Below are 24,713 nucleotides of genomic sequence, written 5' to 3' on the forward strand. Positions count from 1 at the left end.
CCGACGCGGGCGCCATCCGCCTTGCCCGCCGCTGCGCGCCCGCATAGATGTGAGCGCATGAACAAGCATGTCATCGTCCTGCCGCTCGTCGCCCTGGCCCTTGCCGGCGGCGCCTTTCTCTATCTGGCGCAGGGCGACACCGCCCGCCTCCCCGCAGGCGCCGACACGGGCCGCGAGCCGGTCTTCACCAGCCCGCGCAGCGAGATGCTGCCGACGATCAACATCGCCGAGGTGAAGCCGTGGAAGGGCGACGCGAAGCCGGTCGCCGCCAAGGGGCTGGAGGTCGCGCGCTTCGCCGACGGCCTCGCCCATCCCCGCTCGATGCTGCGCCTGCCCAATGGCGATATCCTCGTCGCCGAAACCAACAGCCCGCCGCGCCCCAAGGACGGCATCGTCGATCGGGTGATGAACTACCTCATGAACAAGGCGGGCGCCGGCGTTCCCTCCGCCAACCGCATCACCCTGCTGCGCGACGTCGATGGCGACGGCAAGGCGGAAACCAAAACCGCTTTCCTGACCGGTCTCAACTCGCCCTATGGCATGGCGCTGATCGATGGCACGCTCTATGTCGCCAACACCGATGCGCTGATGGCCTTCCCATACAAGGATGGCGACACGAAGATCACGGACAAGGGCCGCAAGATCATCGACCTGCCCGCACAGGCGCCCAACCAGCACTGGACCAAGAGCCTGGTCGCGGCACCCAACGGGCTGCTCTATGTCGGCGTCGGTTCCAACAGCAATATCGGCGACAACGGACTGGAGGCCGAAAAGAACCGCGCCTTGGTGTTCGAGGTCAACCCGAAGACCAGCTACAAGCGCATCTTTGCCTCCGGCCTGCGCAATCCTGTCGGCCTTGCTTTCGAACCGAAGAGCGGCACGCTGTGGGGTGTCGTCAACGAACGCGACATGCTGGGCGGCGACCTTGTCCCCGACTATCTCGCGCGCATCGAATTCGGCGCCTTCTACGGCTGGCCGTGGAATTACTGGGGCGGTTACGAAGATCGCCGGGTCCAGCCGCAGCGGCCGGAAATACGCGAATATACCAAGCGCCCCGACTATGCGCTAGGCAACCATGTCGCGCCACTCGGCCTGACCTTCGCTGACAAGGTGCAACTGGGCGCGCCCTATACAGACGGCGCTTTCGTCGGACTGCACGGCAGCTGGAACCGCAAGCCCGCCGCCGGCTACAAGGTCGTCTATGTCGGCTTCGATGACGGCGAGGCCGGCAAGGCCAAGCCGGTGGACGTGCTGACCGGCTTCCTCGACAAGGATGGCGCAGCGCAGGGCCGCCCGGTCGACGTGACCGCAGACGCCAAGGGCGCCCTGCTGGTCAGCGACGATGTCGGCGGCGTGGTGTGGCGCGTGACGAAGGCGAAATAAAACCCCCGCATCCGTTCGTTTCGAGCGAAGTCGAGAAACACGTCTCAAAACGCTCGAAACGAAGAATAATTCAGACCGTAATCCCGTTCCGCCCGGCCAGTTCAACCACATATTGCCAGGCGACACGCCCCGACCGACTGCCACGCTGGGTCGCCCACTGGATCGCCTCCAGGGGATCGAAGCTCAGCCCCAGCTTCCCCGCATAGCCGCTGACGATCGCCACATAGGCATCCTGATCGATCGCATGGAAACCCAAGCTAAGACCAAAGCGATCCGACAGCGCCATCTTGTCGTCGATCACGTCGCGCGGATTGACGGGGTCATCCTGCTCCGACAGGTGGCGCGGCACGATATGGCGGCGGTTCGACGTCACATAGAGACGGACATTGGCCGGCCGCGCCGCCGTCCCGCCCTGAAGCAGCGATCGCAGCGACCGCGCATCGCCCACGCCATTCTCCTCGAAGCCCAGATCGTCGAGGAAGAGTATGAACGGCCGCGTCGTAGAGCGCAGCAGGGAAAAGAGCGCCGGCAGGCTCCCCAGTTCATCGATCGCGCATTGCAGCAGGGCGACGTCCTGCCCCTCCGCCTGCAACTTGCCGACGACGGCCGCGACGACCGCCGATTTGCCGGTGCCGCGCGCGCCCCACAGCAGCACGTCATGCGCGGCATGACCCGCAGCATGGCGGCGGGTATTTTCCAGCAGCGATCCCTTTTGCGCATCGATCCCGCTCAACAGGCCGAAGTCCACCGGGGCGAACTCCTCCACCGCATGGATTGCATGGCCGTCCCACACATAGGCGGGCGCGGCGGCGAGATCGGCGGAGAGAGGCGGCGGCGGCGCAAGCCGTTCCAGCGCCTCGGCGATGCGGGTCAACAGTGCGTCGGTCATGGCGCGGGCTTAATCGGCGATCGGACCGGCCGCAAGTTGCGACAATGACCCGCAATGTCATTGTCCTGTCGCAATGGCCTTTTACTCGGCGGAACCGGGGACTATATCGCAGGGGCCGTGACCATCGCCAATCCAGCCTATTCCACCCGATCCTGCCGCTATGGCGCCGAAGCGCTGCGTGAGGCGGCCCTGCTCATCCGAGCCGGCGAGCCCGTCGCCGTGCCGACCGAAACGGTCTATGGCCTGGCCGCCGACGCGACGGACAATCATGCGGTGGCCGCCATCTACAGCGCCAAGGGGCGGCCCAGCTTCAACCCGCTGATCGTCCATGTCGCTGACCTCGACATGGCGCGCGGGCTGGCGGATTTCTCACCCGTGGCGGAAAAGCTGGCCGCGCGCTTCTGGCCCGGCCCGTTGACGCTGGTGCTGCCCGTGCGCGCCGACAGCGGCCTGTCCTCGCTGGTGACGGCTGGCCTGCCCACGGTTGCGCTGCGCCTGCCCGCCCATCCCGCGATGCGCGCGCTGATCCGCGAAAGCGGCCGTCCGCTCGCCGCGCCATCGGCCAATCGCAGCGGATCGATCAGCCCGACCCGCGCCGAACATGTGCTCGCCAGCCTGAACGGCAAGGTACGGATGATCCTGGACGAAGGTCCGACCAGCGAGGGCCTGGAGTCCACCATAGCCGCGCCGGAAACCGACCGCGTCCGCCTGCTCCGCCCCGGCCCGGTTACGGCCATGATGCTGGAGGAGGCGACCGGCCTTCCGGTCATCATCGGCAAAGGCGATGTGAAGATCGAGGCGCCCGGCCAGCTCGAAAGCCATTATGCCCCTTCAAAGCCCGTGCGGCTGGACGCGTTGCGAGCCGAGGGCGACGAATATTTGATCGGCTTCGGCCTGATGCCCTGCCACATCAACCTCAGCCCGGAAGCGAATCTGCGGGAAGCGGGCGCGAACCTGTTCGCCGCCCTGCACATCGCCGACGCCAGCGCCGTCGCCCGGATCGCGGTCGCGCCGATTCCGAACGAAGGCATCGGCGCGGCCATCAACGACCGGCTGAAACGCGCCGCGGCGTAAGGCTGGCGGCGGAGCCGTCAGCCCAGCCTATCGGTCACAATTGTCGTAACCGGCCTCGCGGCACTGCTTGCGACGTTCCTTTTCGGCCTGCTTGGCGGCCTTGCCGTCGCGCGCTTCCTGCTTGCGCATCTTGCGCCCATAGTTGCGATCGGCTTCGTCCTGGCTGGTGGTCGACCAGTCTACGACCTGCGCGCCCGCACGCACCGGCGCGGTCACGACGCTCGCGACCGTCCGCACGCAGCCCGGCAGCGCGAGCAGGATCAGCGGCGTGGCCAGCAACAATGATGTCTTCATTTCCCGTCCCCCGACTTGTTGGTCCGCGCTTGTCTAGCATGGTTCACATGAACCATAGACTAAGAACGTCGCGGAAACGGTCAGGCCGTCAGGACTTGGAGCAAGGGTCAGATGTGGCCGCCGCATGCCATTCCTGCGCCGCCGTCCTTCCTACCCTTCGATGCGCGCGGCAAAGCCCTTGCGCAACTTGGCGAGCTTGGGCGGGATCACGGCCATGCAATAGGGATTCTGGTCGCCGACCCGGTCCCAATATTTCTGGTGATAATCCTCCGCCGGATACCAGGGTGCGTCCGGTTCGATCGCGGTGACGATCGGATCGCTCTGGTCCGACTGCGCCCGCTCGATCCCGGCGCGCGCTTCGACTTCCTGCTCGGCCGAATGGGGGAAGATGGCCGACCGATACTGGGTGCCGATGTCGTTGCCCTGCCGGTTCAGCGTCGTCGGATTGTGCGTCGCGAAGAAGATGTCCAGCAGGTCGGCATAAGCGATGACCGCCGGGTCATAGGTGATGCGGATCGCTTCGGCATGGCCGGTCGCACCCGAACAGACCTGTTCATAGGTCGGGTCGGGCAAGGTGCCGCCGATATAGCCGCTCTCCACCGCCTGCACGCCCCTGAGATTCTGGTACACCGCCTCGGTGCACCAGAAGCATCCCCCGGCAAGTGTCGCGATTTCGTCGGCCATCATGTCATTCCTTGTCTGCGTAAGGCGTTCAGATAGGAAGGATCAGGCCGCGGTTCCAGCCTCCTTTGCAGCAGCTTCCGCCTTGGCGCGCTCTTCGGCCACCAGTTCCTTGCGCGACAGCTTGCCGACCAGCGTCTTGGGCAGGTTCAGTCGTACTTCCACCTCGCAGACCCGCTCATGCTTGCCGAGCTGGGGGTTGAGCCATTCTTTCAGGCCCGGCCCGTCGATCTCCGCCCCGTCGTTTAACGTGACGAAGGCCTTGGGCTGCTCGCCGCGATAACGATCGGGCACGCCGATCACCAGCGCCTCCTTAACCGCCGGATTATGGTAGAGGACCGATTCCACCTGGCTGGGAAAGACCTTGAACCCGCCGACCGCAATCATGTCCTTGAGGCGATCGACGATCTTCACATAGCCATCCTCGTCGATGACGCCGACATCGCCGGTGCGGACATAGTCGCCGACGAACACTTCGGCATCGGCGTCGGGGCGATTCCAATAGCCCTTCATGACCTGCGGCCCGGCAAAGAGCAGTTCGCCCGGTTCGCCTTCGGGCGGCGGCCGGGTCGGATCTTCCCGATCGACCAGCTTCACATGGGTGCCCGGCACCGGCTGGCCCACCGTGCCGCTCTTGTTCAACCCTTCATAGGGATTGGAACAGACGATCGGGCTGGTTTCGGTCAGGCCATAGCCCTCGATCAGTCGGGCGCCGGTTGCCGCCTCGAACTTCTGCTTCAGTTCCAGCGCTAGCGGCGCCCCGCCCGAAATGCAGGCCCGCAGCGAGGAGAAGTCGATGTTGCGGATCGCCGGATGATCGAGCAGCGCCTGATACATGGTCGGCACACCCGGCAGCGAGGTCGCCTTGACCCGCTGCACCGCCGCCAGCACCTGCGCCGCGTCGAAGCGCGGCAGCATCACCATCTCGCCCCCGTTCATCACGGTGCGGTTGAGCGTGCAGGTATTGGCGAAGACATGGAAGAAGGGCAGCACCGCAATGATGCGGTCCTCTTCATGCGCATGCGGGTCGATCGCCTGCGCCTGACGCGCATTGGCGGTCAGATTCTGGTGCGTCAGCATCGCCCCCTTGGGCGTGCCGGTGGTGCCGCCGGTATATTGCAGCAGCGCGATATCGTTGACGGGATCGATCTCCGCCAGCACGCATTCGCCCTTGTTCGCCATGAACCGGTCATAGCGGACGACGCGCGGATCTTCGGGCAACGCCACGCTCTCGCTCGCCTTGAACCAGCGGAACAGCAGCGACTTGACGGGCGACAGCACCTCCGCGACCGATCCGACGATCAGGGTTTCTAGCGTGCTATGCTCCAGCACCTCCAGCGCCGTGGGCAACAGCGCCTTGGCCGACAGGGTGAACAGGATCTTCGTGCCGCTATCCTCGACCTGATGCTCCAGTTCGGCGGCGGTGTAGAGGGGGGAAAAGTTGACGACGATCGCGCCGGCCATCAGCGCGCCATAATAGGCCGCGACATAATGGGGGGTATTGGGCAGATAGAGGCCGACCCGGTCGCCCTTCTTCACGCCCATCGCCTGCAGGCCGCAGGCGACGCGGCGGATCTGGTCGTACATCTCGCCATAGCTGAACTTGCGGCCCATGAAATCGATCATGGGAGCCTGCGGATGCGCTGTGGCGCTGTCCGTCACCATCTGCCCCATCGACAGCGGGGGGAAGGTCTGATCCCATCTGGTGGGATGCCGATAATGATCCGTCAGGATTTTTTCTACGCTCTCCATGGCCAGAAGTGTATGGCCATGATCTGCTTTACGCAAGCGTCAACCAAATGAAAAAAGGCCGCGCCGTCAGCCGGCGCGGCCCTGCAAAATCCAGCATCATGGCAGCAATAATCGACGCCGCCGATGACGCTACGGCATCACACCTCGCCCTTGTTGCTGCTGAAGGGATCGAGAATGGTGGCAGCGCCGGAAATGAATTCGGACTCGGTCTTGAGCGCCTCCTCGGCGCGGCGCACGGCGTCCTGACGCTCGCGACGCAGTTCCTCGATCAGCGCCTCGCGGTCGCCGTCCAGACGCGAATCGGTCGGTGTCTCGATGCCCGCCTTCTTCGCCGCCTTGGTCACGAGCGAATCCAGCTCGCGCTGCGAACAGAGGCCCAGCGTCACCGGATCCTTGGGCACGATGTTGCTGATGTTCCAGTGGGTGCGGTCGCGGATCGCGGCGATGGTGGTGCGGGTGGTGCCGATCAGCTTGCCGATCGCGCCGTCCGAAATCTCCGGATGGTTGCGCAGGATCCAGGCGATGCCGTCCGGCTTGTCCTGGCGCTTGCTGACCGGGGTGTAGCGCGGCCCCTTGGTGCGGCGGACCGGCTCCGGGCCCTTGAGCATCTTGAGCTTGTAGTCGGGGTTGCTCTCGCCCTTGTGGATCTCCTCCATGGTGATCTCATGGGCGCGCACCGGATCGCGGCCGGTATATTTGATGCTGGCGGTATCGTCGGCGATCGCCTGCACTTCGAGGATATGAAGCCCGCAGAATTCCGCGATCTGGTCGAAGCTCAGAGCGCTATTGTCGACCAGCCAGCTGGCAGTCGCGTGGGGCATGAGAGGCTGGGACACGGGGTCTTCTCCGGCACGTAAAAACGATAAGGGCCGCCCAATCAGGGCGGCCGCGACGGGTCGGAGATAGTCCATCCCGGCCTTTGCGGCAAGAAAATCCGGCAGGGAAAAGCGTCAGGCGGCGCTTTCGATGACCTCGGGGTCGATTTCGTGCAGCCCGGACAGGAATTCGCGCGCGCTCCGTTCCCAGCTGAAGCTGCGGCCATAGGCGGCGCACGCTGCCCGGTCCCGCGTCAGCGCGCCCGCGATCGCCCGCCCCAGTTCCTCCGACAGCGCACCGGTTTCCGGCGTCACGATATCGATCGGCCCCGTCACCGGATAGGCCGCGACCGGCGTACCGCAGGCCAGCGCCTCGATCATCACCAGCCCGAACGTGTCGGTGCGGCTGGGGAAGACGAACACGTCCGCCCCGGCATAGGCTCCGGCGAGTTCCGTACCGAACATCGGCCCCGGAAAACGCGCCTGCGGATAGGTGCGCTCCAGCGCCGCGCGGGCCGGCCCGTCGCCTACCACGACCTTGGTGCCTTCATGATCGGTGGCCAGGAAGGCTTCCAGATTCTTCTCGACCGCGACCCGCCCGACATAGAGCATGATCGGGCGCGGCAGGTCGGCGAACAGGTCGGGCGGCGGCGCATTGGGGGTGAAGGCGGCGAGGTCCACGCCCCTGCCCCATGGCCGCACATTGGCGACGCCATGCGCGCGCAGCTGCTCGCGCACCGACCGGGTCGACACCAGCACGGCCTGCGCCGGGCCATGGAACCAGCGGATATAGCGCCAGAACCAGGCGGCGGGCAGGCCGGTGCGCTGCGCGACATAATCGGGGAAATGAGTGTGATAGGCAGTGGTGAAGGGCACGCCGCTGCGCAGGCACCAGCGCCGCGCCGCGACGCAGAGCGGCCCCTCGGTCGCCAGATGCACCGCATCGGGGCGGAAGGCGGCGATGTCCTGCCCGATGACGCTCGACCGCACCAGCGCCAGCCTTATTTCGGGATAGGTCGGACAGGGGATGGAACCGTAGAGATCGGGCGATATCACCCTGACCGCATGCCCCATATGCTCCAGTTCGCCCTGGATCGTCTGGAGCGTGCGCACCACGCCATTGACCTGCGGGGTCCAGGCATCGGTGACGATGGCGATCCGCATGGCACTCTGCTCCGTCATGGCAGTCCCCGAAAGTCCCTGGTCCGACCTCAAGCCGCGATCCGCGTCTGGGCGTCCCGCCCGGTCTGCTCCCGCTTTGCGATCTCGTCGGCCCAATGCAGCACTTCCATCCGCCCATCGCCATGTTCGACCAGCGCGGTGCAGCCTTCCACCCAGTCGCCGTCATTATAATAGTCCACACCCTCGATCTCGCGCATCTCGGCATTGTGGATATGGCCGCACACCACGCCATCGACGCCACGCGCCCCAGCCTCATGCGCCACCACTTCCTCGAAGCGGGAAATGAAGGACACGGCATTCTTGACCTTGTGCTTGGCCATCTTGGACAGCGACCAATAGGGCAGCCCCATGCGCTGCCGCACCGCATTCACGACGACATTCAGCCGCATCAGCGTCGTGTAGGCCGCGTCGCCGACGAAGGCGAGCCAGCGATGCGCCAGCATGATCGTGTCGAACTCGTCGCCATGCAGCACCAGCAGCTTGCGGCCATCGGCGGTCGTGTGGATCGCCTTGCGCCGGATTTCCACGCCGCCAAAGCTCATGCCCGTGAACTGGCGGAACATCTCGTCATGATTGCCGGGGATGTAGACGACGCGGGTGCCGCGCTTGGCGCGCTTCATCAGGCGCCACACCACGTCATTATGGCTGGCCGGCCAGTAGAAGCGCTTCTTCAGCCGCCATCCGTCGATGATGTCGCCGACCAGATAGATGGTGTCGCTATCCACATTGTCGAGGAAGTCGATCAGCATCGTCGCATTGCAGCCGCGCGTGCCGAGGTGGATGTCCGAAATCCAGATGGTGCGATAGCGGCGACGCTGCCCTTCCCTCTCGGGGATATGGAAGCGGTCGTCCGCGCCCTCTTCCAGTTCGCTCAGGAAGGGCAGGCGCGTAATGGCGTTCATGATACGATCCCCAAAGACGTGTGTCCTCGGGACCGAATCTCTAGCGCCGCAATGTTACAACTCCGCAGAGAATATGACGGAAATGCTACGGTTTTCGGGATTTTTGGCTTGAATCAATCAACCAAAACCAGCGCAGCTATCGCCCAGATAGTACCAACCGCATAGGTTCCCGCCCAGCATAGGATACCGCTTGAACCACGGATCAAACCAACGCTTGCCCAGTCAAGCGCCTAAATCCAATCGTCCATGCCGCACCTCATGCAAATCCGGGCAGCCTATCCAATCCCCCTCCCTCGAAAGGCAGGGGAGACAAAGAGGTCACACCACCAGCACGATCTTCCCGAAATGCTCGCCTGCATCCATCCGCGCATGCGCTTTCGCTGCGTCCGCCAGCGCGAAGCGCTGGTCCATCGCCGGGTGCAGCTTGCCTTCGCCGACGAAGGACCAGACATTGCGCATCAGTTCGTCCGCGACCAGGCTCTTGAACCCGACCGAGCGTGCGCGCAGGGTCGATCCGGTAATGGTCAGCCGCCGCGCCATGATCGCCGGGATGAAGACGGTCGCCTTCGCCCCGCCCAGCACCGCGATCGACACATGCCGCCCGTCTTCCGCCAGGCATTCGAGGTTGCGCGGCACATAGTCGCCGCCGACCATGTCGAGCACGGCCTGGACGCCCTGCCCGCCGGTGATCCGCTTCACCTCCGCGACATAATCCTGCGTCCTGTAATTGATCGCATGGGTGGCGCCCCAGGCCCTGGCCTGCTCGCATTTCTCGTCGCTGCCGCAGGTGACGATGATGCGGATGTCGAAAAGGCGGCACAGCGTGATCGCCATCGTGCCGATGCCGCTCGTGCCGCCATGGACCAGCACCGTGTCGCCGCTCACCACATAGGCGCGCTCGAACAGGTTGGTCCACACGGTGAACAGCGTCTCGGGCAGCGCCGCCGCTTCCGCAAGGTCGTAACCGTCCGGCACCGGCAGGCACTGGCCAGCGGGCGCGACCGCATATTCGGCATAGCCCCCGCCCGCCAGCAATGCGCACACCTTCTGCCCGATCAGCATGTCCGCATCGCTCCCGGCCGCAACGATGGTGCCCGCGACCTCCAGCCCCGGAATGTCGGAAGCGCCCGGCGGTGGCGGATATTTGCCCTGCCGCTGGAGGACGTCTGGCCGGTTCACGCCCGCAGCGGCTACCTTGATAAGCACCTCGCTTGCGCCGGGCACCGGCACTGGCCGCCGCTCAGGCACCAGCGCCTCCGGTCCGCCCGGCATGGCGATGCCGATCGCCGTCATTTCGCCTGGCACCGTAAATATATTCGCCATCACCGCCGCCCCCGAAAAGCTGCCGTTCTGCTGCACCTCCCAAAATGACGGGTGGAACGCGCGCCCTTATTGACAGAGTGGTGCGCAGGGTCAACATTGCGATTCATGGACTTGGAAGACTATCTGCCACGAAAGGGAGATGATCCGCTGGCCCGCCTGCTGACACAGGATCTGGGTCCGCTGTCCATGGCCGAACTGGAAGCGCGGATCGCCGCCCTCGAAGCGGAAATCGCGCGGACCAAAGCAAAGATTGAAAGCGCCGTTAACCACAAGGCAACAGCCGAGGCGCTATTCAAACGGTGAACCGGCGCCTTGCCCTCAGCACCCTTCAGGGCTTCTTCGGGCTTGGGCAGTCTGGCAATTCCGCTGATCGGGCGACATGCCTTGATCAAGCGTCGAGCAATGCCGACATAGGGTTCAAGGTCGCTCCCGTCGGGGAGCTTGGAGTAAGATAATATGCCTTCATTCGCACCCGCCCTTGAAACCACGCTGCACAATGCGCTGACCCACGCGTCGGAGCGCAAGCATGAATATGCGACGCTGGAGCATCTGCTCCTCGCGCTGATCGACGATGAACATGCGTCGAAGGTCATGCAGGCATGCGGCGTGGAACTGGGCGAACTGGGCGATGCCGTCACCCATTATCTCGACACCGAACTGGACAGCCTGAAGGTCGAGGGGTCGAGCGATCCGTCCCCCACCAGCGGGTTCCAGCGCGTGGTCCAGCGCGCCATCCTCCACGTCCAGTCGTCCGGCAAGGATGAAGTGACCGGCGCCAACGTCCTGGTCGCGCTCTTTTCCGAACGCGAATCCTATGCCGTCTACTTCCTGCAACAACAGGACATGAGCCGTCTGGATGCCGTCAGCTATATCAGCCACGGCGTCGGCAAGGGCACGCCCACGCCCGAGCGTCAGGAGACCAAGGGCGCCGCCGAGGAGGAAAAGAAGGTGCAGGACGGTAAGGCCAAGAAGGACAGCGCCCTCGACCAGTTCACCGTCAACCTCAATGAAAAGGCGGATCGCGGCAAGGTCGATCCGCTGATCGGCCGCACTGCGGAGGTGGAGCGCACGATCCAGATCCTGTGCCGCCGGTCCAAGAACAACCCGCTCTATGTCGGCGATCCAGGCGTGGGCAAGACCGCGATCGCGGAAGGCCTGGCGCGCAAGATCATCGAGGGCGAAGTCCCCGATGTGCTCAAGGAAGCGGTCATCTACTCGCTTGACATGGGCGCGCTGCTGGCGGGCACTCGCTATCGCGGCGATTTCGAGGAACGGCTGAAGGCGGTCGTCACCGAACTGGAAAAGATGCCGCACGCCGTGCTCTTCATCGATGAGATCCACACGGTGATCGGCGCGGGCGCGACCAGCGGCGGCGCGATGGATGCGTCGAACCTGCTGAAGCCCGCTTTGTCGGGCGGCACGATCCGCTGCATCGGCTCGACCACCTACAAGGAATTCCGCAACCATTTCGAAAAGGACCGCGCCCTGCTGCGCCGGTTCCAGAAGATCGACGTCAACGAACCCACGATCGAGGATACGATCAAGATCCTGACCGGGCTTCGCACCGCGTTCGAGGAACATCATCACGTCAAATACACACCGGACGCGATCAAGGCGGCGGTGGAATTGTCGGCCCGCTACATCAACGACCGCAAGCTGCCCGACAAGGCGATCGACGTGATCGATGAGGTCGGCGCGATGCAGATGCTGGTGGTGCCCTCCAAGCGCAAGAAGACGATCACGCCCAAGGAGATCGAGCAGGTCATCGCGACCATGGCCCGCATCCCCCCCAAGACCGTGTCGTCCGACGACAAGAGCGTGCTGGAATCGCTAACCACGGACCTCAAGCGCGTCGTCTTCGGTCAGGACAAGGCGATCGAGGTGCTGTCCAGCGCGATCAAGCTGTCGCGCGCGGGCCTGCGCGATCCCGACAAGCCGATCGGCAACTATCTCTTCTCCGGCCCTACCGGCGTCGGCAAGACGGAGGTGGCGCGCCAGCTCGCGACCCTGCTCGGCATCCCGCTCCAGCGGTTCGACATGTCGGAATATATGGAGCGCCATTCGGTCAGCCGCTTGATCGGCGCCCCTCCGGGCTATGTCGGTTATGATCAGGGTGGCCTGCTGACCGATGCCGTCGACCAGCAACCGCACAGCGTGCTGCTGCTCGATGAAATCGAAAAGGCGCACCCGGACCTGTTCAATATCCTGTTGCAGGTGATGGATAATGGCCGCCTGACCGATCATCACGGCAAGACCGTCGATTTCCGCAACACCATCCTCATCATGACCACCAATGCCGGTGCGTCGGACATGGCGAAGGAATCGATCGGCTTCGGCGAACTGACCCGCGAGGATGTGCAGGAGGACGCGGTGAAGAAGCTCTTCACCCCCGAATTCCGCAACCGCCTCGATGCGATCGTGCCCTTCGGCTATCTGCCGCCGGAAATCGTCGCCCGCGTCATCGACAAGTTCGTGCTGCAACTGGAACTGCAACTGGCCGACCGCGACGTCCACATCACCCTGGACGAGGACGCGAAGGCGTGGCTCACCAAGAAGGGCTATGACAAGCTCTATGGCGCCCGCCCGATGGGCCGCCTGATGCAGGAAAAGATCAAGCAGCCGCTGGCCGAGGAACTGCTGTTCGGCAAGCTGGTCCATGGCGGCGAGGTCCATGTCCATATGAAGGATGAGGCCCTCGCCTTCCAAATCACCCCCGCAGCCCCCAAAAAGGGCAAGAAGGGCGGCAAGACCAAGACCACCGAGGGCACGAAATAAGCGCCTCTGATAACGAAATGAAAAGGGCGGCCCGCGAGGGTCGCCCTTTCTCTTTTACCTTCTCCCCTAAGGGGGAAGAATACGAAGCCTTCCGCGCGCAGCGCGTTAGGCGAAGTTGGATGAGGGGGACAGCAACATATCCCCTCCAGTCGCCTTGTCTTCCAGCAAGCCCCCGCTAGTTTCGCTCGGAATGCGCCTCAAGCACCGCCTCTACAATCTGCGCCGCCGCCTTTTCGGCTCATAGTCGATCGACGATCCGCGCCCCATTCAGGCCGACGCGCCCTACACCTATTTCCTGCCCCCTCAGAATGAGATCGCCGCCTTGCAACCCGGTGATCTGGTCAGGCTCGTCATCCGCAGCCATCCGCCCGGCCTCGAATGGGATGCCGAACGCATGTGGGTAGAGGTAAAAACGATCGCGCCAGACGGCTGGAGCGGCACTCTGGCGAACACGCCTTTCGACATGCCCCAACTCCGCGAAGGCAGCCTCCTAAAATTCCATCCCTTCCACATCATCGACCTCCTCTATGAAGGCGAACGCGACATACCGCCCCGGCCGCCTCGACGCGAATATTGGGATCGCTGCATGGTGGACAGTTGCGTCCTCGATGACGGCGTACCGGTCTATTATATCTATCGTGACCAGCCAGACATGGCCGGTGAAAATGACGAACATCCTGACAGCGGATGGCGGATCAGGGGCGACTATCGCGACCTGAGTGACGAAGATCTCCATGCCCGAAAGGCCGAATATATCGCCATCGGCAAGGTCTTGAAAGCCGATGACAGTTGGCTGCACCTGATCGACGCCCCGGTTGGTTCGGCATGGCTGCGCAATTTCGAGACGGGCATCTATGAACCGCTCGACGATGAAGACAGTCATGCCCGCAACTGACAGCATCGTCCTGCTGCACGGTTTTGGCGGCCATCCGATCCAGACCGCGCTGCTCGCGCGCCGCCTTCGCCAGTCCGGCTATGCCGTCGCCAATATCGGCTATCCGAGCTGGCGCTGGTCTGCGGAGCAGGTGCTGGTCCACCTCCATCGCCGCATTGCGTCCTCCCCCGCCCTTGCCGCGCAGCGCGTGCATTTCATCGGCCATTCCATGGGCGGCCTGCTGTTGCGCGCTTATCTGGCGCGCCACCGTCCATCCCGGCTTGGCAGTATGGTCATGCTCGGCCCTCCCAATGGCGGCAGCGAACTGGCCGACCTCGCCTATCGCCTGCGCGTGCATCCGCTGATCCTGCACCAGGCCGGCGCGCTGCTGCGCACGAAGCGCAAGCCGGCGATGGAAGCATTGCTGGGCCAGGCCGATTATCCGCTCGGCATCATTGCCGGCGACCGACCGTTGAATGGCCTGCTTCCCAACCTGATCTTTCGCGCGCCCAATGACGGCAAGGTCCGCGTGGCCGCCACCCATTGCGTCGGCCAGACCGACCATATCGTCCTGCCCGTCGCGCACACGGCAATGCTCTATGCCCGTCCTGTGGTCGATCAGATCACCCATTTCCTGCGCGTCGGCCATTTCGAACGCGCCGATCCCTGACCGTTCCATGGACAGTCGTCGCCGACGGCAAGCCGTAAACCGGCTCGATACCGCCGGAACCAAGCAACAAGTGGCAGATCGGAATTCCGATCCACCCGTCAAATCAATGGATGCTTGGGAAAATGGTGGAGCCTAGGGGGATCGAACCCCTGACCTCGTCATTGCGAACGACGCGCTCTCCCAGCTGAGCTAAGGCCCCAAAGGAGCGCTGCCTATAGGCGAGGGATTTGGCGCTTGCAACGGTCTTTTGCGGAAAAAATTGCGGCCTTGGCTGATCTCGATCAAGCCCGCGAAAATCTGCCGGATTCCGGCGCGGCAAGGCGGTGTTCAGGCCGGACATTACCCCTGCGTAACGCCCGGAACGATGCTCCTGCCCGACCATTGATCCTTCGACGACGCCGACGATGCGTCGCCAAGAACAGACCAAGGAGAAGGACGATGGGTTACCAAGGCGGACGCCGCTATGGCGAGGATCGCTATTCGACCGGCTGGGACCGTGGAGACCGTTATGGCGCGCAACGCGACTGGCGCGACGATCGTGGCTCGCGCTACGGCACGCGCGGCCAGTTCGGCGGCCCCGATCTGCGTCGCCCCCCGGCCGACTATGATTATGAGGAACGCGGCTTTTTCGATCGCGCGGGCGATGAAGTCCGCAGCTGGTTCGGCGATGAAGACGCCGAGCGCCGCCGGGAGTTCGATGAATATTATAACCGCCCCTATGGCGATCCGCGCGATCAGTCGAGCCGACTGGGCTATGCCTCCGCATCGGGCAACGACTATCTGCCGGGACGCGGCTTCAGGCCATATAGCGGCGAACGCAGTGGATATGGCAACGAAGATCATGGCTATCGCAACCGCGCCTTCGGTGCACAACATGATTATGGCGCACATCACGACAGCAATTATCATAGCTGGCGCCAGCAGCGGATCGACGAACTAGACCGCGACTATGCGGAATATCAGCGTGAAAATCGCGACCGCTTCAACAGCGAATTCGGCACTTGGCGCAACCGCCGCGGCGAACAGCGCCAGGCCGTCCAGCAGGTCAAGGAGCATCAGGAAGTGGTCGGCAGCGATGGCGAACATGTCGGCACCGTCGACAAGCTGCGCGGCGACCGGATCATCCTGACCAAGAGCGACCAGGATGCCGGCGGGGTACACCATTCCATTCCGTCGAGCTGGATCAAGTCGGTCGACGCGACCAAGGTGACGCTGGAAAAGACCGCCGAGCAAGCCCAGACGGCCTGGCGCACCGAGCGCGAGCAGAATGCTCTGTTCGGCGATCGGGATCAGGATCGCAGCGGCTGGACCAGCGAAGGCCATGCCAGCAGCAGTACGAGCTACAGCGGCAATCGCTATCGCTGAATCTCGCCGATGAACGACAAGAGGCCCGGCCGTGTTTACGACCGGGCCTCTTTCATGCCCGCTTGCGCCGCATCGGGGGACAGTGCCAAAGCATCAGCCCCGTCCCGCGCGAGGTCCACATGCCGACCATCATCCTGCTCGTCCTGTCCAATATCTTCATGACCATCGCCTGGTACTGGCATCTGAAAGGCGGGATGGAAAAGCCGATCTTGCTGGTCATCCTGATCAGCTGGGGCATCGCGTTTATCGAATATTGCCTGGCCGTGCCCGCCAACCGCATCGGTTATGCCCATGGCTGGAGCGCGGGCCAGCTCAAAATCGTGCAGGAAGCGATCGCGCTGATCGTCTTCGGTGGCTTCATGGTGACGATATTGGGCGAACCGCTCCACTGGCGCCACCTGGCCGCCTTCGTCTGCATCATGGGCGCCGTGGGGTTCCTGTTCGTGGGACGGGCCTGAGCCGTCAGGATATGGCGCATAATTCTTCGGGCAACGCATCGGCGCTCCCTCCCCCCGCCGGCATGGCGGAGTGACGGGCTAAATCCGTTTATCCCGGCATGACGTCCGCCCTTTGCCTGCTCCTGCTCGCCGCAACCCCGCCCGCACCGATCGAGAAGGCCGGGGCCGAACATTATGTCTGGGGCATGGTCAACGACGGCTGGCATCTGGTGAAGCAGCCGGCCCTGTCGGTGATCGAGGAAAAGCTGGCGCCCGGATCGGCCGAGCTACGCCATTATCATCGCGCTGCGCGGCAATTCTTCTATATTCTGACTGGCGAACTGACCATGGAAGTCGACGGCCACACCTATCGGCTGACCCGCGGGCAAGGTATCGAGATCGCGCCCGGCATCCCGCACCAGGCCCGGAACCGCAGCGATAGGCCGGTGGAGATATTGGTGACATCCTCGCCCAAAAGCCATGGCGACCGGGTGGACACGCCCCTGCCCTGACTCTCCTATCGCTGCGGCAGAAGCAGGCTGGAATCCCCGTAAGAATAGAAGCGATAGCCCGTCTCGATCGCATGAGCGTAGACCGTCTGCATCCGATCGCGCCCCATCAGCGCGCTGACCAGCATGAACAGCGTCGATTTGGGCAGGTGGAAATTGGTCATCAGTCCGTCCACGACCCTGAAGTGATAGCCGGGCGTGATGAAGATGCGCGTCTCATCGGCGAAGGCGCGAAGCAGCCCATCCTCGCCCGCCGCGCTTTCCAGCAGGCGCAGGGATGTGGTGCCGACCGCAATCAGCCGCCCGCCAGCCGCCCGCGCGGCATTCAGGCGATCGGCGGTCGCGACGTCGATCCTGCCCCATTCGGCGTGCATGCGATGGTCGTCGGTATCGTCCGCCTTCACCGGCAGGAACGTGCCCGCGCCGACATGCAGCGTCAGCGTCTCGGTCGCGATGCCCGCCTCGGTGATCGCCGCCATCAATGCGGGCGTGAAATGCAGCGCGGCGGTCGGTGCCGCGACCGCCCCGTCTTCCCGCGCGAACATGGTCTGGTAATCGCTGCGGTCGCGCTCGTCGGTCGGGCGCTTGCTCGCGATATAGGGCGGCAGCGGCATCCGCCCGGCCCGCTCCAGCAGCAGTTCGACCGGCTCCTCGCCCTCGAAGTCCAGCGTCACCCCACCATCTTCGTCGCGTGCGCCTGCAATGGCCGTCACGTCCGCGCCGAAATCGATCCGGTCGCCTTCGCGCACGCGCTTGGCGTTGCGCAGGAAGGCCTGCCAGGACCGCAACCCCATACGCTTGTGCAGGGTCGCGCCGATCTTCGCCTGACCGCGCATTCCTTCGAGCTGGGCGGGAATGACCCGCGTGTCGTTGAAGACCAGCACGTCGCCCGCCCGCAGCAGCGAGGGCAGGTCGTGCACGACGCGATCCTCCATCGCGTCCGCGCCGGGAACGAGCAGCAGCCGGGCGCTGTCCCGCGGCGAAGCCGGCCGGAGCGCGATATTCTCCGGCGGCAGGTCGAAATCGAACAGGTCTACGCGCATAACGACGGGCCGGACGAGCCGGCTTATTTCTTCTTCGCGGCGGGCTTCACGGGGGCCGGCTTCTTGGAAGCGGGCGCGGCGATGATCGAGGCCGGCGGCGCGGGCGGTGGCGGCGGCGCGGCCGTCACCGGCGGCTTGCCATCGCTTTCGATCGATGCCTGCAGGATCACCGTCGGGTCGGCCGGCGGCTCGCCCTCATGGATCGCGTCGACATATTGCATGCCTTCGATCACGCGGCCCAGGACGGTATATTTCTTGTCGAGCTGCATGCGCGGCAGCAGCACGATGAAGAACTGGCTGTTGGCGCTGTCCTCGCTCTGCGCACGCGCCATCGACAGCGTGCCGCGCAGATGCGGCATCGGATTGAACTCGGCCTTCAGGTCGGGCAGCTGCGATCCGCCGGTGCCATCGCCCTTGGGATCGCCGCCCTGCGCCATGAAGCCGGGGATGACGCGGTGGAATTTCAGGCCATTATAGAAGCCCTGGCGCGTCAGTTCCTTGATCCGCTTGACATGGTTCGGCGCGATATCGGGGCGAAGCTGAATCCGCACACGACCGCCGCTCGACAGGTCCAGATCCCAGATATTCTGCGGATCGGCCGGCACGGTGGCCGGGGGCAGCTTGAGCGTCGGGTCCGATTCCAGCGACTTGACGTTCTGCTGCGCGCGCACAGCGGCTTCCGCCTTCTTCATCTCCTCGGCATTGCCGCCGCCCCCGCCCTGGGCGAAGGCCACGCCGGACGCGGTGAGGGCGAAGCCGATCGCCACGGTCTTGAGCGCGCTAGTGAAACGCATGAATGAGGCTTTCCTTAAACAAACTTGCCCGATGGGTCGCATCGCCCTGATAACGCGCTGATCGCGATTGGCAACTGAACGCAGGCTGAAACGGAAGGGCTTCTTTGCAAAATGCGCGGAAGAGCGCATTTTGGAGCGGCACCGGCCGTCAAACGAGGCACGTGACTCGTTTGAACCCCTGCCCGGCCACCCACGGCAGTATCCTGTTGGGCGGTCGGGTGGGGGTGCGGGCCGGTGCGGTTCTCCAGCAAAGAATCACTCCCCCTTGCGACCGATCTCGTCGACCCGCGCAACCACTTCGTCGCGCACGGTGGGGCTCACGAACTTGTGGATCGGTCCGCCGTAAAGGGCGATTTCCTTGACCAGCCGCGACGCAATCGGCTGCAACGACACGTCCGCCATCAGGAATACGGTTTCGACCCGGCCGTTGATCTGCTGGTTCATCCCCGCCATCTGATATTCATATTCGAAGTCGGCGACGGCGCGCAGACCGCGGATTATCACGCTCGCACCCTGCGATTCGGCAAAATCCATCAACAGCGAATTGAATCCGGTGACGACGATCTCCGTATCGATCCCCGCGCATTCGCGGCGCACCATCTCCAGCCGCTCTTCGTCGGTGAACATGGGCGATTTGCTGATATTGGTGGTGACGCCGATCACCAGCTTGTCGACAAGCTTCGCGCCGCGCCGAATAATATCCATATGTCCCAGGGTGATGGGATCGAAGGTGCCGGGATAGACGCCGATGCGCTGTTTCGCCATGAACTTAGCGGTCCCTTTCCACAATATAATCGGCAATGGCGCGCAGCAGGTCCGCCTCCGCGCCATAGGCATGAAGATGCGCTTTGGCCTGAGCGACCAGCATAAGCGCCCGCTCGCGCGCCGGCTCCACGCCCAGCAGCGATACGAAGGTTTCCTTGCCCGCCGCCGCATCCTTGCCCAGCGCCTTGCCGGCCAGGTCCGCGTCCCCTTCGACATCGAGCAGGTCGTCGGCGATCTGGAAGGCAAGACCGATATCGCGGGCATAGCCGTGCAGCCGCGTGCGCGCGTCGTGCGGCAGGCGCGCCATGATCGCGGCGGCCTCCACGCAGAAGGCGATCAGCGCCCCGGTCTTGAGATTTTGCAAGCGGGTGACGGTGGCCAGGTCGAAGCGGGTCTTTTCCGCCTCCAGATCCATCATCTGCCCGCCGGCCATGCCGGCCAGACCACTGGCCACGGCCAGCGCCTTGACCAGCTCGATCCGGACGAAGGGATCGGGATGCGTTTCCTCATCGGCCAGCACCTCGAACGCCAGGTCGTGCAGACAGTCGCCCGCCAGTATCGCGGCCGCTTCGTCGAACGCCTTGTGCACGGTCGGCTTGCCACGGCGCAGATCGTCATCGTCCATCGCCGGCAGATCGTCGTGGATCAGCGAATAGACATGGATGCACTCGATCGCGAGGCCGACGCGCAGCGCCGAATCGCGCGAAATGTTGAACAGGTCGCTCGCTGCCACCACCAGCAGCGGGCGCAGCCGCTTTCCGCCGCCGATCGCGGCATGACGCATCGCGTCATAGAGCCGGCGGCGCGGATCGTCCGGAACCGCCAGCAACCGATCGAAGGCGGCGTCGATATCGCCTGCAACGCTTGCCGCGCGCAGTTTCACCAGAGCGGTTGCGGAGGCCTCCCCTCCCCCAGCCACAGCGATCAATCCGCGCCGAAAGGCTGAGCGCCGGTCACGGCGCCATTGGCGTCGACCGTCAGCTTCGCGATCCGCGCTTCGGCGGCCTGCAGCCGGTCGGCGCACCGCTTGCGCAGCTCCTCGCCCTGGGCATAGAGCGAAATCGATTCGTCCAGCGGTACGTCCCCGCTTTCGAGCCGGCGCACAATCTGTTCCAGGGCGCGCAACGCATCCTCGAAAGACAGGGTCGAAAGATCGGGGGTGGAAACATCCTCAGCCATGTTCCCTGCATTGGCCGCGCCTACGGCCCCGGTCAAGCCCGCACACGGCAATAACATATGCCATTTCCTTCTTCGGCCAATGCTGTCATCAAACAGTCATGACGTCATATCAGGGGGAATGGCGGTTATCCCGTCATTTTGCGTTGACGCACCTTGTTGCACATGCACATAAAAGGATCGCTATGAAACAGTATCTCCCCCTGATCGCCCTCGCCAGCGTTGCGCTGCTGTCGGCTTGCAACAAAAGTGACGAACCCGAAGTCGTGGGCGGCCCTGCCGACCCGATGGCGGCTCAGCTTGCCAACGCCGCGCCGGTCGAACTGCCGCCGTCGGTAAAAGCCAACAAGCAGTATCGCTGCAAGGACAACAGCCTGCTTTTCGTCGACTTCATGAGCGACGACAAGACGGCGCTGCTGCGCACCGAAAAGAACGGCGCGGCAACCTCGCTGAAGGCTGCCGAGGCCGGCCAGCCCTTCACCGCCGAAGGCGGCTATGAAGTCAAGGGATCGGGCAACGACGTGACCATCACCGTTCCCGGCAAGGGCGCACAGGCCTGCCACGTCTGATCTGACTTTTCTTCTGGTTCAAATACAGGGCCGGACCTTCCCTAGGGTCCGGCTCTTTTCGTTTGCGCGCGACCGCAGGGCAGCACCCCGTGACCATGGCCGCCAGCCGTGCGCACCGTAAACACAGGAACCGCCGACCCTGGATCGGGCCGATCGCGGCAAGGCGTGACTGTCCACCGACATCGCCCGAAAGCCGCCCGACAAAGCAACCTTCCCCCCGAGCCTTGCCAAGCCTCGACCTCCGGCGCTGCAGAACCGCCCTCCATGGCCACGAATGGCAAAAGACAATCCGTCCGGCATGTTCGGCAAATTTTTCGCCCATTGGCATATCATGCTGACGAAAGGAACGCCTCCGGCAGAACCGAGGCACACCGATTGTCCAACGATACAGCTTCGCCCGGCCGGATGAATGGCCCATCCGCACTTGCACCGGCAAACGAAATGACCGTCCGCATCCCCCAACCCTTGCCACATCCACGCGCAGCTGCGAAGCAATAGCATGGCACGAAGGCGCATCCGGTCGACAGGAACAGGATATATGCGGCGGCACCTCTACCTCATAGCCGGCTTTCTATCGATCGGCCTCGGTACGATCGGCGCCTTTCTGCCGCTGCTGCCGACCGTTCCCTTCATGATTCTTGCGGCCTTCTGCTTTGCCCGCTCCAGTCCGCGGCTGGAGGCGAAGCTACTCGATCACAAGCATTTTGGCCCACACATCCGCCGCTGGCGCGAACATGGCGCGATCAGCCGCCGGGGCAAGAAGGCCGCCCTCGCCGCCTTCGCCTTCAGCGCGCTGCTTGCGCTGCTCTTTTCTCCCTGGCCCTGGTTTCTCGTGCCATTGGCCGCCGCGCTGATCGGCGGCAGCTGGATCTGGGGCCGACCGGAGACATGATGGACAGCGCGCGATCCGTAAAGACGCGCCCAGCAACGGACGCTCCACCGCGCCTCGTTTCACCACCCCGGCTTTCAGCCCCCTCAATACGCAGCAGCAACCGACCACCTCGATCACCGGAATAGCCTGCCCCGGCCCGACCGGACAAAGATTACCCCGCGCTTACGACCGACGCCTGAATGCGCGCCCGCCGCGACCACCACAGTCGAAGGGCGTCCGGGCATCCGCGACATCAGACGCTCCGGTGTTTCCATATTCCTGCGCCCCGCCCGCTCCCCGCCCCCGCATTCCGGCCCAACGCTGCATGCCTGACGCCGGAACAATCTGGCGCATTATCTTCCGCCTGAACGATGCGACCACTAAAACCTGGAGCGCGCGACCTGCCTCGGTAACGCCGCGCATTCCGGCATCGCGCATGGATGATTTCATGGCCCGGTAAAATGGCGGAACGTGGCAACCTCATGCCACCCGATGCCGACGCCCCATAGGGTGCGCGGCAATGACCGCAGCATCGGCTTCGCTGCAAATACAAACCGAGACAACCGAAACTCGCCCGATCCGGCATCGGACAGCCAGCGCTCCGCCGCGAGCGGATCAGCCGACATGGCGACCGCGCAGCATCATCGCATCCGCCTGGCTCCGCCCGTCACTCGATCATATGACACGGACCTGCACACCCAACGAAAAAGGGGCCGATCTTGCGACCGGCCCCCTTCTCTCGTCTGTCCCCTGAAGGACGGACTATCTGATTACTGACCCGAACCCGGACCGTAGCTGATTTCCACGCGACGGTTCTGGACTTCGCGGACGCCGTCGGCGGTTTCGACGCGCGGCTGCGATTCACCGAAGGCCTGGGTGGTCATGACACCATCTGGGATACCCTTCGAGGCCAGATAGGCCTTGGTCGCGTCAGCGCGGCGCTGCGACAGGCCGACGTTGTACGAAGCCGAACCCGACTTGTCCGCGTGGCCGGCCAGCATGACCTGGGCGCTGCCGCAGCTGCTGTAGGCCGAAACCGCGTTGTCCAGAATGGTGGCGGCGTCAGGCGTGATGTCCGACTTGTCCCATTCGAAGAAGACGATGTACGGGCCAGGCGCGCACTCAGCAGCCGGCGGGGGCGGCGGAGGCGGCGGGGGTGGCGGGGGCGGCGGCGGGGGAGGCGGCGGCGGCGGAGCCGCTTCAGCCGGAGCGCCGAAGTTGTAGGTCAGGCCGAGCAGCAGGCTGTGTGTGCGCAGCTTGGTTTCGGCGTTCGAACCGGCGTTGCCGTAGATGCTCGAATAGGCCGGGATCAGCTTGATATCGTCCTGGTTGAAGAAGCGATACTTCAGCGAGACGTCGACATTGTTGGTGACCGGGTAACGAACGCCCGCGATCGCCTGCCAGGCGAAGCCGGTGTCGCTGTCGTTCACGATGTCCGAAGCCAGCTTGCCGCGCGACACGCCGACACCGCCGCCGACGAAACCCTGCAGGCCGTCATCGGGACCGAAGTCGAGCAAGCCGTTCAGCATGAACGACAGAGCCGAAGCCGCGCCGCCAAAGCCGCCAGCGGTCTTGTCGATGTCGATCTTAGCGCGCTTGTAGGCGGCTTCGGCTTCGAGGCGGAAGCCACCGAAGTCGTAACCGATGTTCGCGTCGAAATCATAACCCTTATGGTAGTCGATCGACGGAACCGCCGAACCACCGACAGGAACGGAATCGAAGGTCAGATTCTGATCTTCGACGAGGAGCACGCCGGCGTCTACGCCAACATACCAGCTGTTATCACGCGCCAGGGCCGGGGTGGCCAGGGCACTGGTCGCAAGCGCAGCCGCGAGGGCAAGCTTCCGCATATGAATTCCCCTTTCAAAAGTGTCACGAAGGACTGCTGAAACCCTGTATCGGCAAGAAGGTTTCATGGCAAGTCCACAATTAGTGAAACCGTTGCAAAAATAACGCACTAGCCCACTCCATGCAGACCTCGCAGGCTAATGGCCGTCAATGCTAGGCTATTGACGCGATGCTGCAATATGAAAAGCATAATTGGGTAATATTAGCTTTCGATCAGCCCATGTGTCCGCAGTGCCGTCAAAATCGCACTAATGGTTAATCGCGCTTCCAGGTCAATCACGCCGCCGCCGCCGACGTCGGGAATAGCGGCCATCCGCTCGCCCACGACCCGGTCGTCGTTCAGATACAGGCCGTCGACCCGGATGGTCGATGCGCGCCACGCCGTTCCATCATGAAAAAGCGCATGGCCGCGGTCGGCGATCTGAAGGGACAGGCCCGCTCGCGGCGCCACGAACCGCCATCCGCCCTCGGTCCAGCAGGCGACCATGCCTGTCCGGCCGCTCCATTCGCCGCTTGCCGCCGCCGCGACGATCCAGCATCCGCCGATTGCCGGCGCGGCCGGCGGCGCGGCCAGATCGGCACTTTCCGCCACTCCGTGCAACAGCGCGTCGACCAGCGCCAACGCTTCATTATGAAAAACTTCCTTCTGCGCCTGCCCTGCATATAGCAGCGGCAGCGCCCAGCGCGGCGTTGCGTCCATCTCTTGCCCTCCTCTTCTTGCC

At 64.0% G+C, this 24,713-nt stretch carries 26 protein-coding genes and 1 tRNA gene; 11 read left to right on the forward strand and 16 right to left on the reverse strand.

All coding sequences use genetic code 11. The features are described from left to right. Nucleotides 1-57: 57 nt before the first annotated feature. A complete protein-coding gene (locus DM806_RS20685; protein ID WP_179045049.1) occupies nt 58-1,383 on the forward strand; it encodes a PQQ-dependent sugar dehydrogenase in 1,326 nt (441 codons plus the stop codon). Nucleotides 1,384-1,453: 70 nt separating this feature from the next. On the opposite strand, the gene DM806_RS20690 is transcribed toward DM806_RS20685, so the two are convergent. Then, the gene (locus DM806_RS20690; RefSeq protein ID WP_179045050.1) at nt 1,454-2,272 is read right to left on the reverse strand and encodes an ATP-binding protein; all 819 of its coding nucleotides are present in this window, start codon (nt 2,270-2,272) and stop codon (nt 1,454-1,456) included. A 117-nt stretch (nt 2,273-2,389) separates the two neighbouring features. On the opposite strand from DM806_RS20690, the gene DM806_RS20695 reads away from it, so the two are divergent. Next, on the forward strand, nt 2,390-3,346 hold the full coding sequence (locus tag DM806_RS20695; protein WP_372859690.1) for an L-threonylcarbamoyladenylate synthase: 957 nt from the start codon (nt 2,390-2,392) through the stop codon (nt 3,344-3,346). 27 nt (nt 3,347-3,373) lie between these two features. On the opposite strand, the gene DM806_RS20700 is transcribed toward DM806_RS20695, so the two are convergent. The 7 genes from DM806_RS20700 to DM806_RS20730 form a co-directional block, all read right to left on the reverse strand. Next, nucleotides 3,374-3,640 carry a hypothetical protein gene (locus DM806_RS20700; protein ID WP_179045052.1) on the reverse strand — a complete coding sequence of 89 codons (267 nt, stop codon included), beginning with the start codon at nt 3,638-3,640 and terminating at the stop codon, nt 3,374-3,376. 150 nt (nt 3,641-3,790) lie between these two features. After that, on the reverse strand, nt 3,791-4,324 hold the full coding sequence (msrA, locus tag DM806_RS20705; RefSeq protein WP_179045053.1) for a peptide-methionine (S)-S-oxide reductase MsrA: 534 nt from the start codon (nt 4,322-4,324) through the stop codon (nt 3,791-3,793). 42 nt (nt 4,325-4,366) lie between these two features. Beyond that, nucleotides 4,367-6,073, reverse strand: coding sequence for a long-chain-fatty-acid--CoA ligase (locus tag DM806_RS20710; RefSeq protein ID WP_179045054.1), 1,707 nt, complete (start codon nt 6,071-6,073; stop codon nt 4,367-4,369). Between the two features lie 137 nt (nt 6,074-6,210). Beyond that, nucleotides 6,211-6,894: a DUF1013 domain-containing protein gene (locus DM806_RS20715; RefSeq protein ID WP_179045233.1), complete on the reverse strand. Its 684-nt coding sequence runs from the start codon at nt 6,892-6,894 to the stop codon at nt 6,211-6,213. A gap of 129 nt (nt 6,895-7,023) precedes the next feature. Then, nucleotides 7,024-8,052: a glycosyltransferase family 4 protein gene (locus tag DM806_RS20720; protein ID WP_179045234.1), complete on the reverse strand. Its 1,029-nt coding sequence runs from the start codon at nt 8,050-8,052 to the stop codon at nt 7,024-7,026. A 47-nt stretch (nt 8,053-8,099) separates the two neighbouring features. Continuing rightward, complete coding sequence (locus DM806_RS20725; protein WP_179045055.1) at nt 8,100-8,972, reverse strand: UDP-2,3-diacylglucosamine diphosphatase; 873 nt, start codon at nt 8,970-8,972, stop codon at nt 8,100-8,102. 318 nt (nt 8,973-9,290) lie between these two features. Continuing rightward, the gene (locus tag DM806_RS20730) at nt 9,291-10,295 is read right to left on the reverse strand and encodes an NAD(P)H-quinone oxidoreductase (RefSeq protein WP_179045056.1); all 1,005 of its coding nucleotides are present in this window, start codon (nt 10,293-10,295) and stop codon (nt 9,291-9,293) included. A 105-nt stretch (nt 10,296-10,400) separates the two neighbouring features. On the opposite strand from DM806_RS20730, the gene DM806_RS20735 reads away from it, so the two are divergent. The 4 genes from DM806_RS20735 (at nt 10,401) to DM806_RS20750 (ending at nt 14,614) form a co-directional block, all read left to right on the forward strand. Further along, nucleotides 10,401-10,598 (forward strand): DUF1192 domain-containing protein, encoded by a 198-nt coding sequence (locus tag DM806_RS20735; RefSeq protein WP_179045235.1) that lies wholly within the window; start codon nt 10,401-10,403, stop codon nt 10,596-10,598. A 153-nt stretch (nt 10,599-10,751) separates the two neighbouring features. Beyond that, complete coding sequence (gene clpA / locus DM806_RS20740) at nt 10,752-13,070, forward strand: ATP-dependent Clp protease ATP-binding subunit ClpA (protein ID WP_179045057.1); 2,319 nt, start codon at nt 10,752-10,754, stop codon at nt 13,068-13,070. 322 nt (nt 13,071-13,392) lie between these two features. Beyond that, the gene (locus DM806_RS20745) at nt 13,393-13,965 is read left to right on the forward strand and encodes an immunity protein Imm33 domain-containing protein (RefSeq protein WP_179045058.1); all 573 of its coding nucleotides are present in this window, start codon (nt 13,393-13,395) and stop codon (nt 13,963-13,965) included. After that, entirely contained in the window at nt 13,952-14,614 is a 663-nt protein-coding gene (locus tag DM806_RS20750; RefSeq protein ID WP_179045059.1) for an alpha/beta fold hydrolase, read from the forward strand. Before DM806_RS20745 ends, DM806_RS20750 begins: the two co-directional genes overlap by 14 nt. A 123-nt stretch (nt 14,615-14,737) precedes the next feature. On the opposite strand, the gene DM806_RS20755 is transcribed toward DM806_RS20750, so the two are convergent. Next, nucleotides 14,738-14,813: transfer RNA gene (locus DM806_RS20755), tRNA-Ala, on the reverse strand. Between the two features lie 239 nt (nt 14,814-15,052). Here DM806_RS20755 and DM806_RS20760 point away from each other — a divergent pair. From DM806_RS20760 to DM806_RS20770, 3 genes are all read left to right on the forward strand, one after another. Further along, nucleotides 15,053-15,979 carry a DUF2171 domain-containing protein gene (locus tag DM806_RS20760; RefSeq protein ID WP_179045060.1) on the forward strand — a complete coding sequence of 309 codons (927 nt, stop codon included), beginning with the start codon at nt 15,053-15,055 and terminating at the stop codon, nt 15,977-15,979. Nucleotides 15,980-16,098: 119 nt separating this feature from the next. Further along, entirely contained in the window at nt 16,099-16,437 is a 339-nt protein-coding gene (locus DM806_RS20765) for a DMT family protein (protein WP_179045061.1), read from the forward strand. Between the two features lie 98 nt (nt 16,438-16,535). After that, nucleotides 16,536-16,928 carry a cupin domain-containing protein gene (locus DM806_RS20770; protein WP_179045062.1) on the forward strand — a complete coding sequence of 131 codons (393 nt, stop codon included), beginning with the start codon at nt 16,536-16,538 and terminating at the stop codon, nt 16,926-16,928. 5 nt (nt 16,929-16,933) lie between these two features. On the opposite strand, the gene queA is transcribed toward DM806_RS20770, so the two are convergent. From queA to DM806_RS20795, 5 genes are all read right to left on the reverse strand, one after another. Continuing rightward, a complete protein-coding gene (gene queA, locus DM806_RS20775) occupies nt 16,934-17,968 on the reverse strand; it encodes a tRNA preQ1(34) S-adenosylmethionine ribosyltransferase-isomerase QueA (protein ID WP_179045063.1) in 1,035 nt (344 codons plus the stop codon). Nucleotides 17,969-17,991: 23 nt separating this feature from the next. Beyond that, nucleotides 17,992-18,762, reverse strand: a complete 771-nt coding sequence (locus DM806_RS20780) for a peptidylprolyl isomerase (protein WP_179045064.1) — start codon at nt 18,760-18,762, stop codon at nt 17,992-17,994. A 255-nt stretch (nt 18,763-19,017) separates the two neighbouring features. Further along, nucleotides 19,018-19,527: a pantetheine-phosphate adenylyltransferase gene (coaD, locus tag DM806_RS20785; RefSeq protein ID WP_179045065.1), complete on the reverse strand. Its 510-nt coding sequence runs from the start codon at nt 19,525-19,527 to the stop codon at nt 19,018-19,020. Nucleotides 19,528-19,531: 4 nt separating this feature from the next. Beyond that, nucleotides 19,532-20,446 (reverse strand): polyprenyl synthetase family protein, encoded by a 915-nt coding sequence (locus DM806_RS20790; RefSeq protein WP_372859672.1) that lies wholly within the window; start codon nt 20,444-20,446, stop codon nt 19,532-19,534. Nucleotides 20,447-20,451: 5 nt separating this feature from the next. Continuing rightward, nucleotides 20,452-20,706: an exodeoxyribonuclease VII small subunit gene (locus tag DM806_RS20795; protein ID WP_179045067.1), complete on the reverse strand. Its 255-nt coding sequence runs from the start codon at nt 20,704-20,706 to the stop codon at nt 20,452-20,454. 182 nt (nt 20,707-20,888) lie between these two features. On the opposite strand from DM806_RS20795, the gene DM806_RS20800 reads away from it, so the two are divergent. Both DM806_RS20800 and DM806_RS20805 read left to right on the forward strand, forming a co-directional pair. Next, a complete protein-coding gene (locus tag DM806_RS20800; RefSeq protein WP_179045068.1) occupies nt 20,889-21,272 on the forward strand; it encodes a hypothetical protein in 384 nt (127 codons plus the stop codon). A gap of 538 nt (nt 21,273-21,810) precedes the next feature. After that, nucleotides 21,811-22,164 (forward strand): YbaN family protein, encoded by a 354-nt coding sequence (locus DM806_RS20805; protein WP_179045069.1) that lies wholly within the window; start codon nt 21,811-21,813, stop codon nt 22,162-22,164. Between the two features lie 749 nt (nt 22,165-22,913). Here DM806_RS20805 and DM806_RS20810 read toward each other — a convergent pair. Together DM806_RS20810 and DM806_RS20815 are read right to left on the reverse strand one after the other, a co-directional pair. After that, the gene (locus DM806_RS20810) at nt 22,914-23,993 is read right to left on the reverse strand and encodes an OmpA family protein (RefSeq protein ID WP_179045070.1); all 1,080 of its coding nucleotides are present in this window, start codon (nt 23,991-23,993) and stop codon (nt 22,914-22,916) included. A 200-nt stretch (nt 23,994-24,193) separates the two neighbouring features. Further along, entirely contained in the window at nt 24,194-24,691 is a 498-nt protein-coding gene (locus tag DM806_RS20815; protein ID WP_179045071.1) for a DUF2793 domain-containing protein, read from the reverse strand. Between the last annotated feature and the right edge of the window lie 22 nt (nt 24,692-24,713).

The organism is Sphingobium lactosutens, assembly GCF_013393185.1.
In the GTDB taxonomy this organism is placed as follows: Bacteria; Pseudomonadota; Alphaproteobacteria; order Sphingomonadales; family Sphingomonadaceae; genus Sphingobium; species Sphingobium lactosutens_A.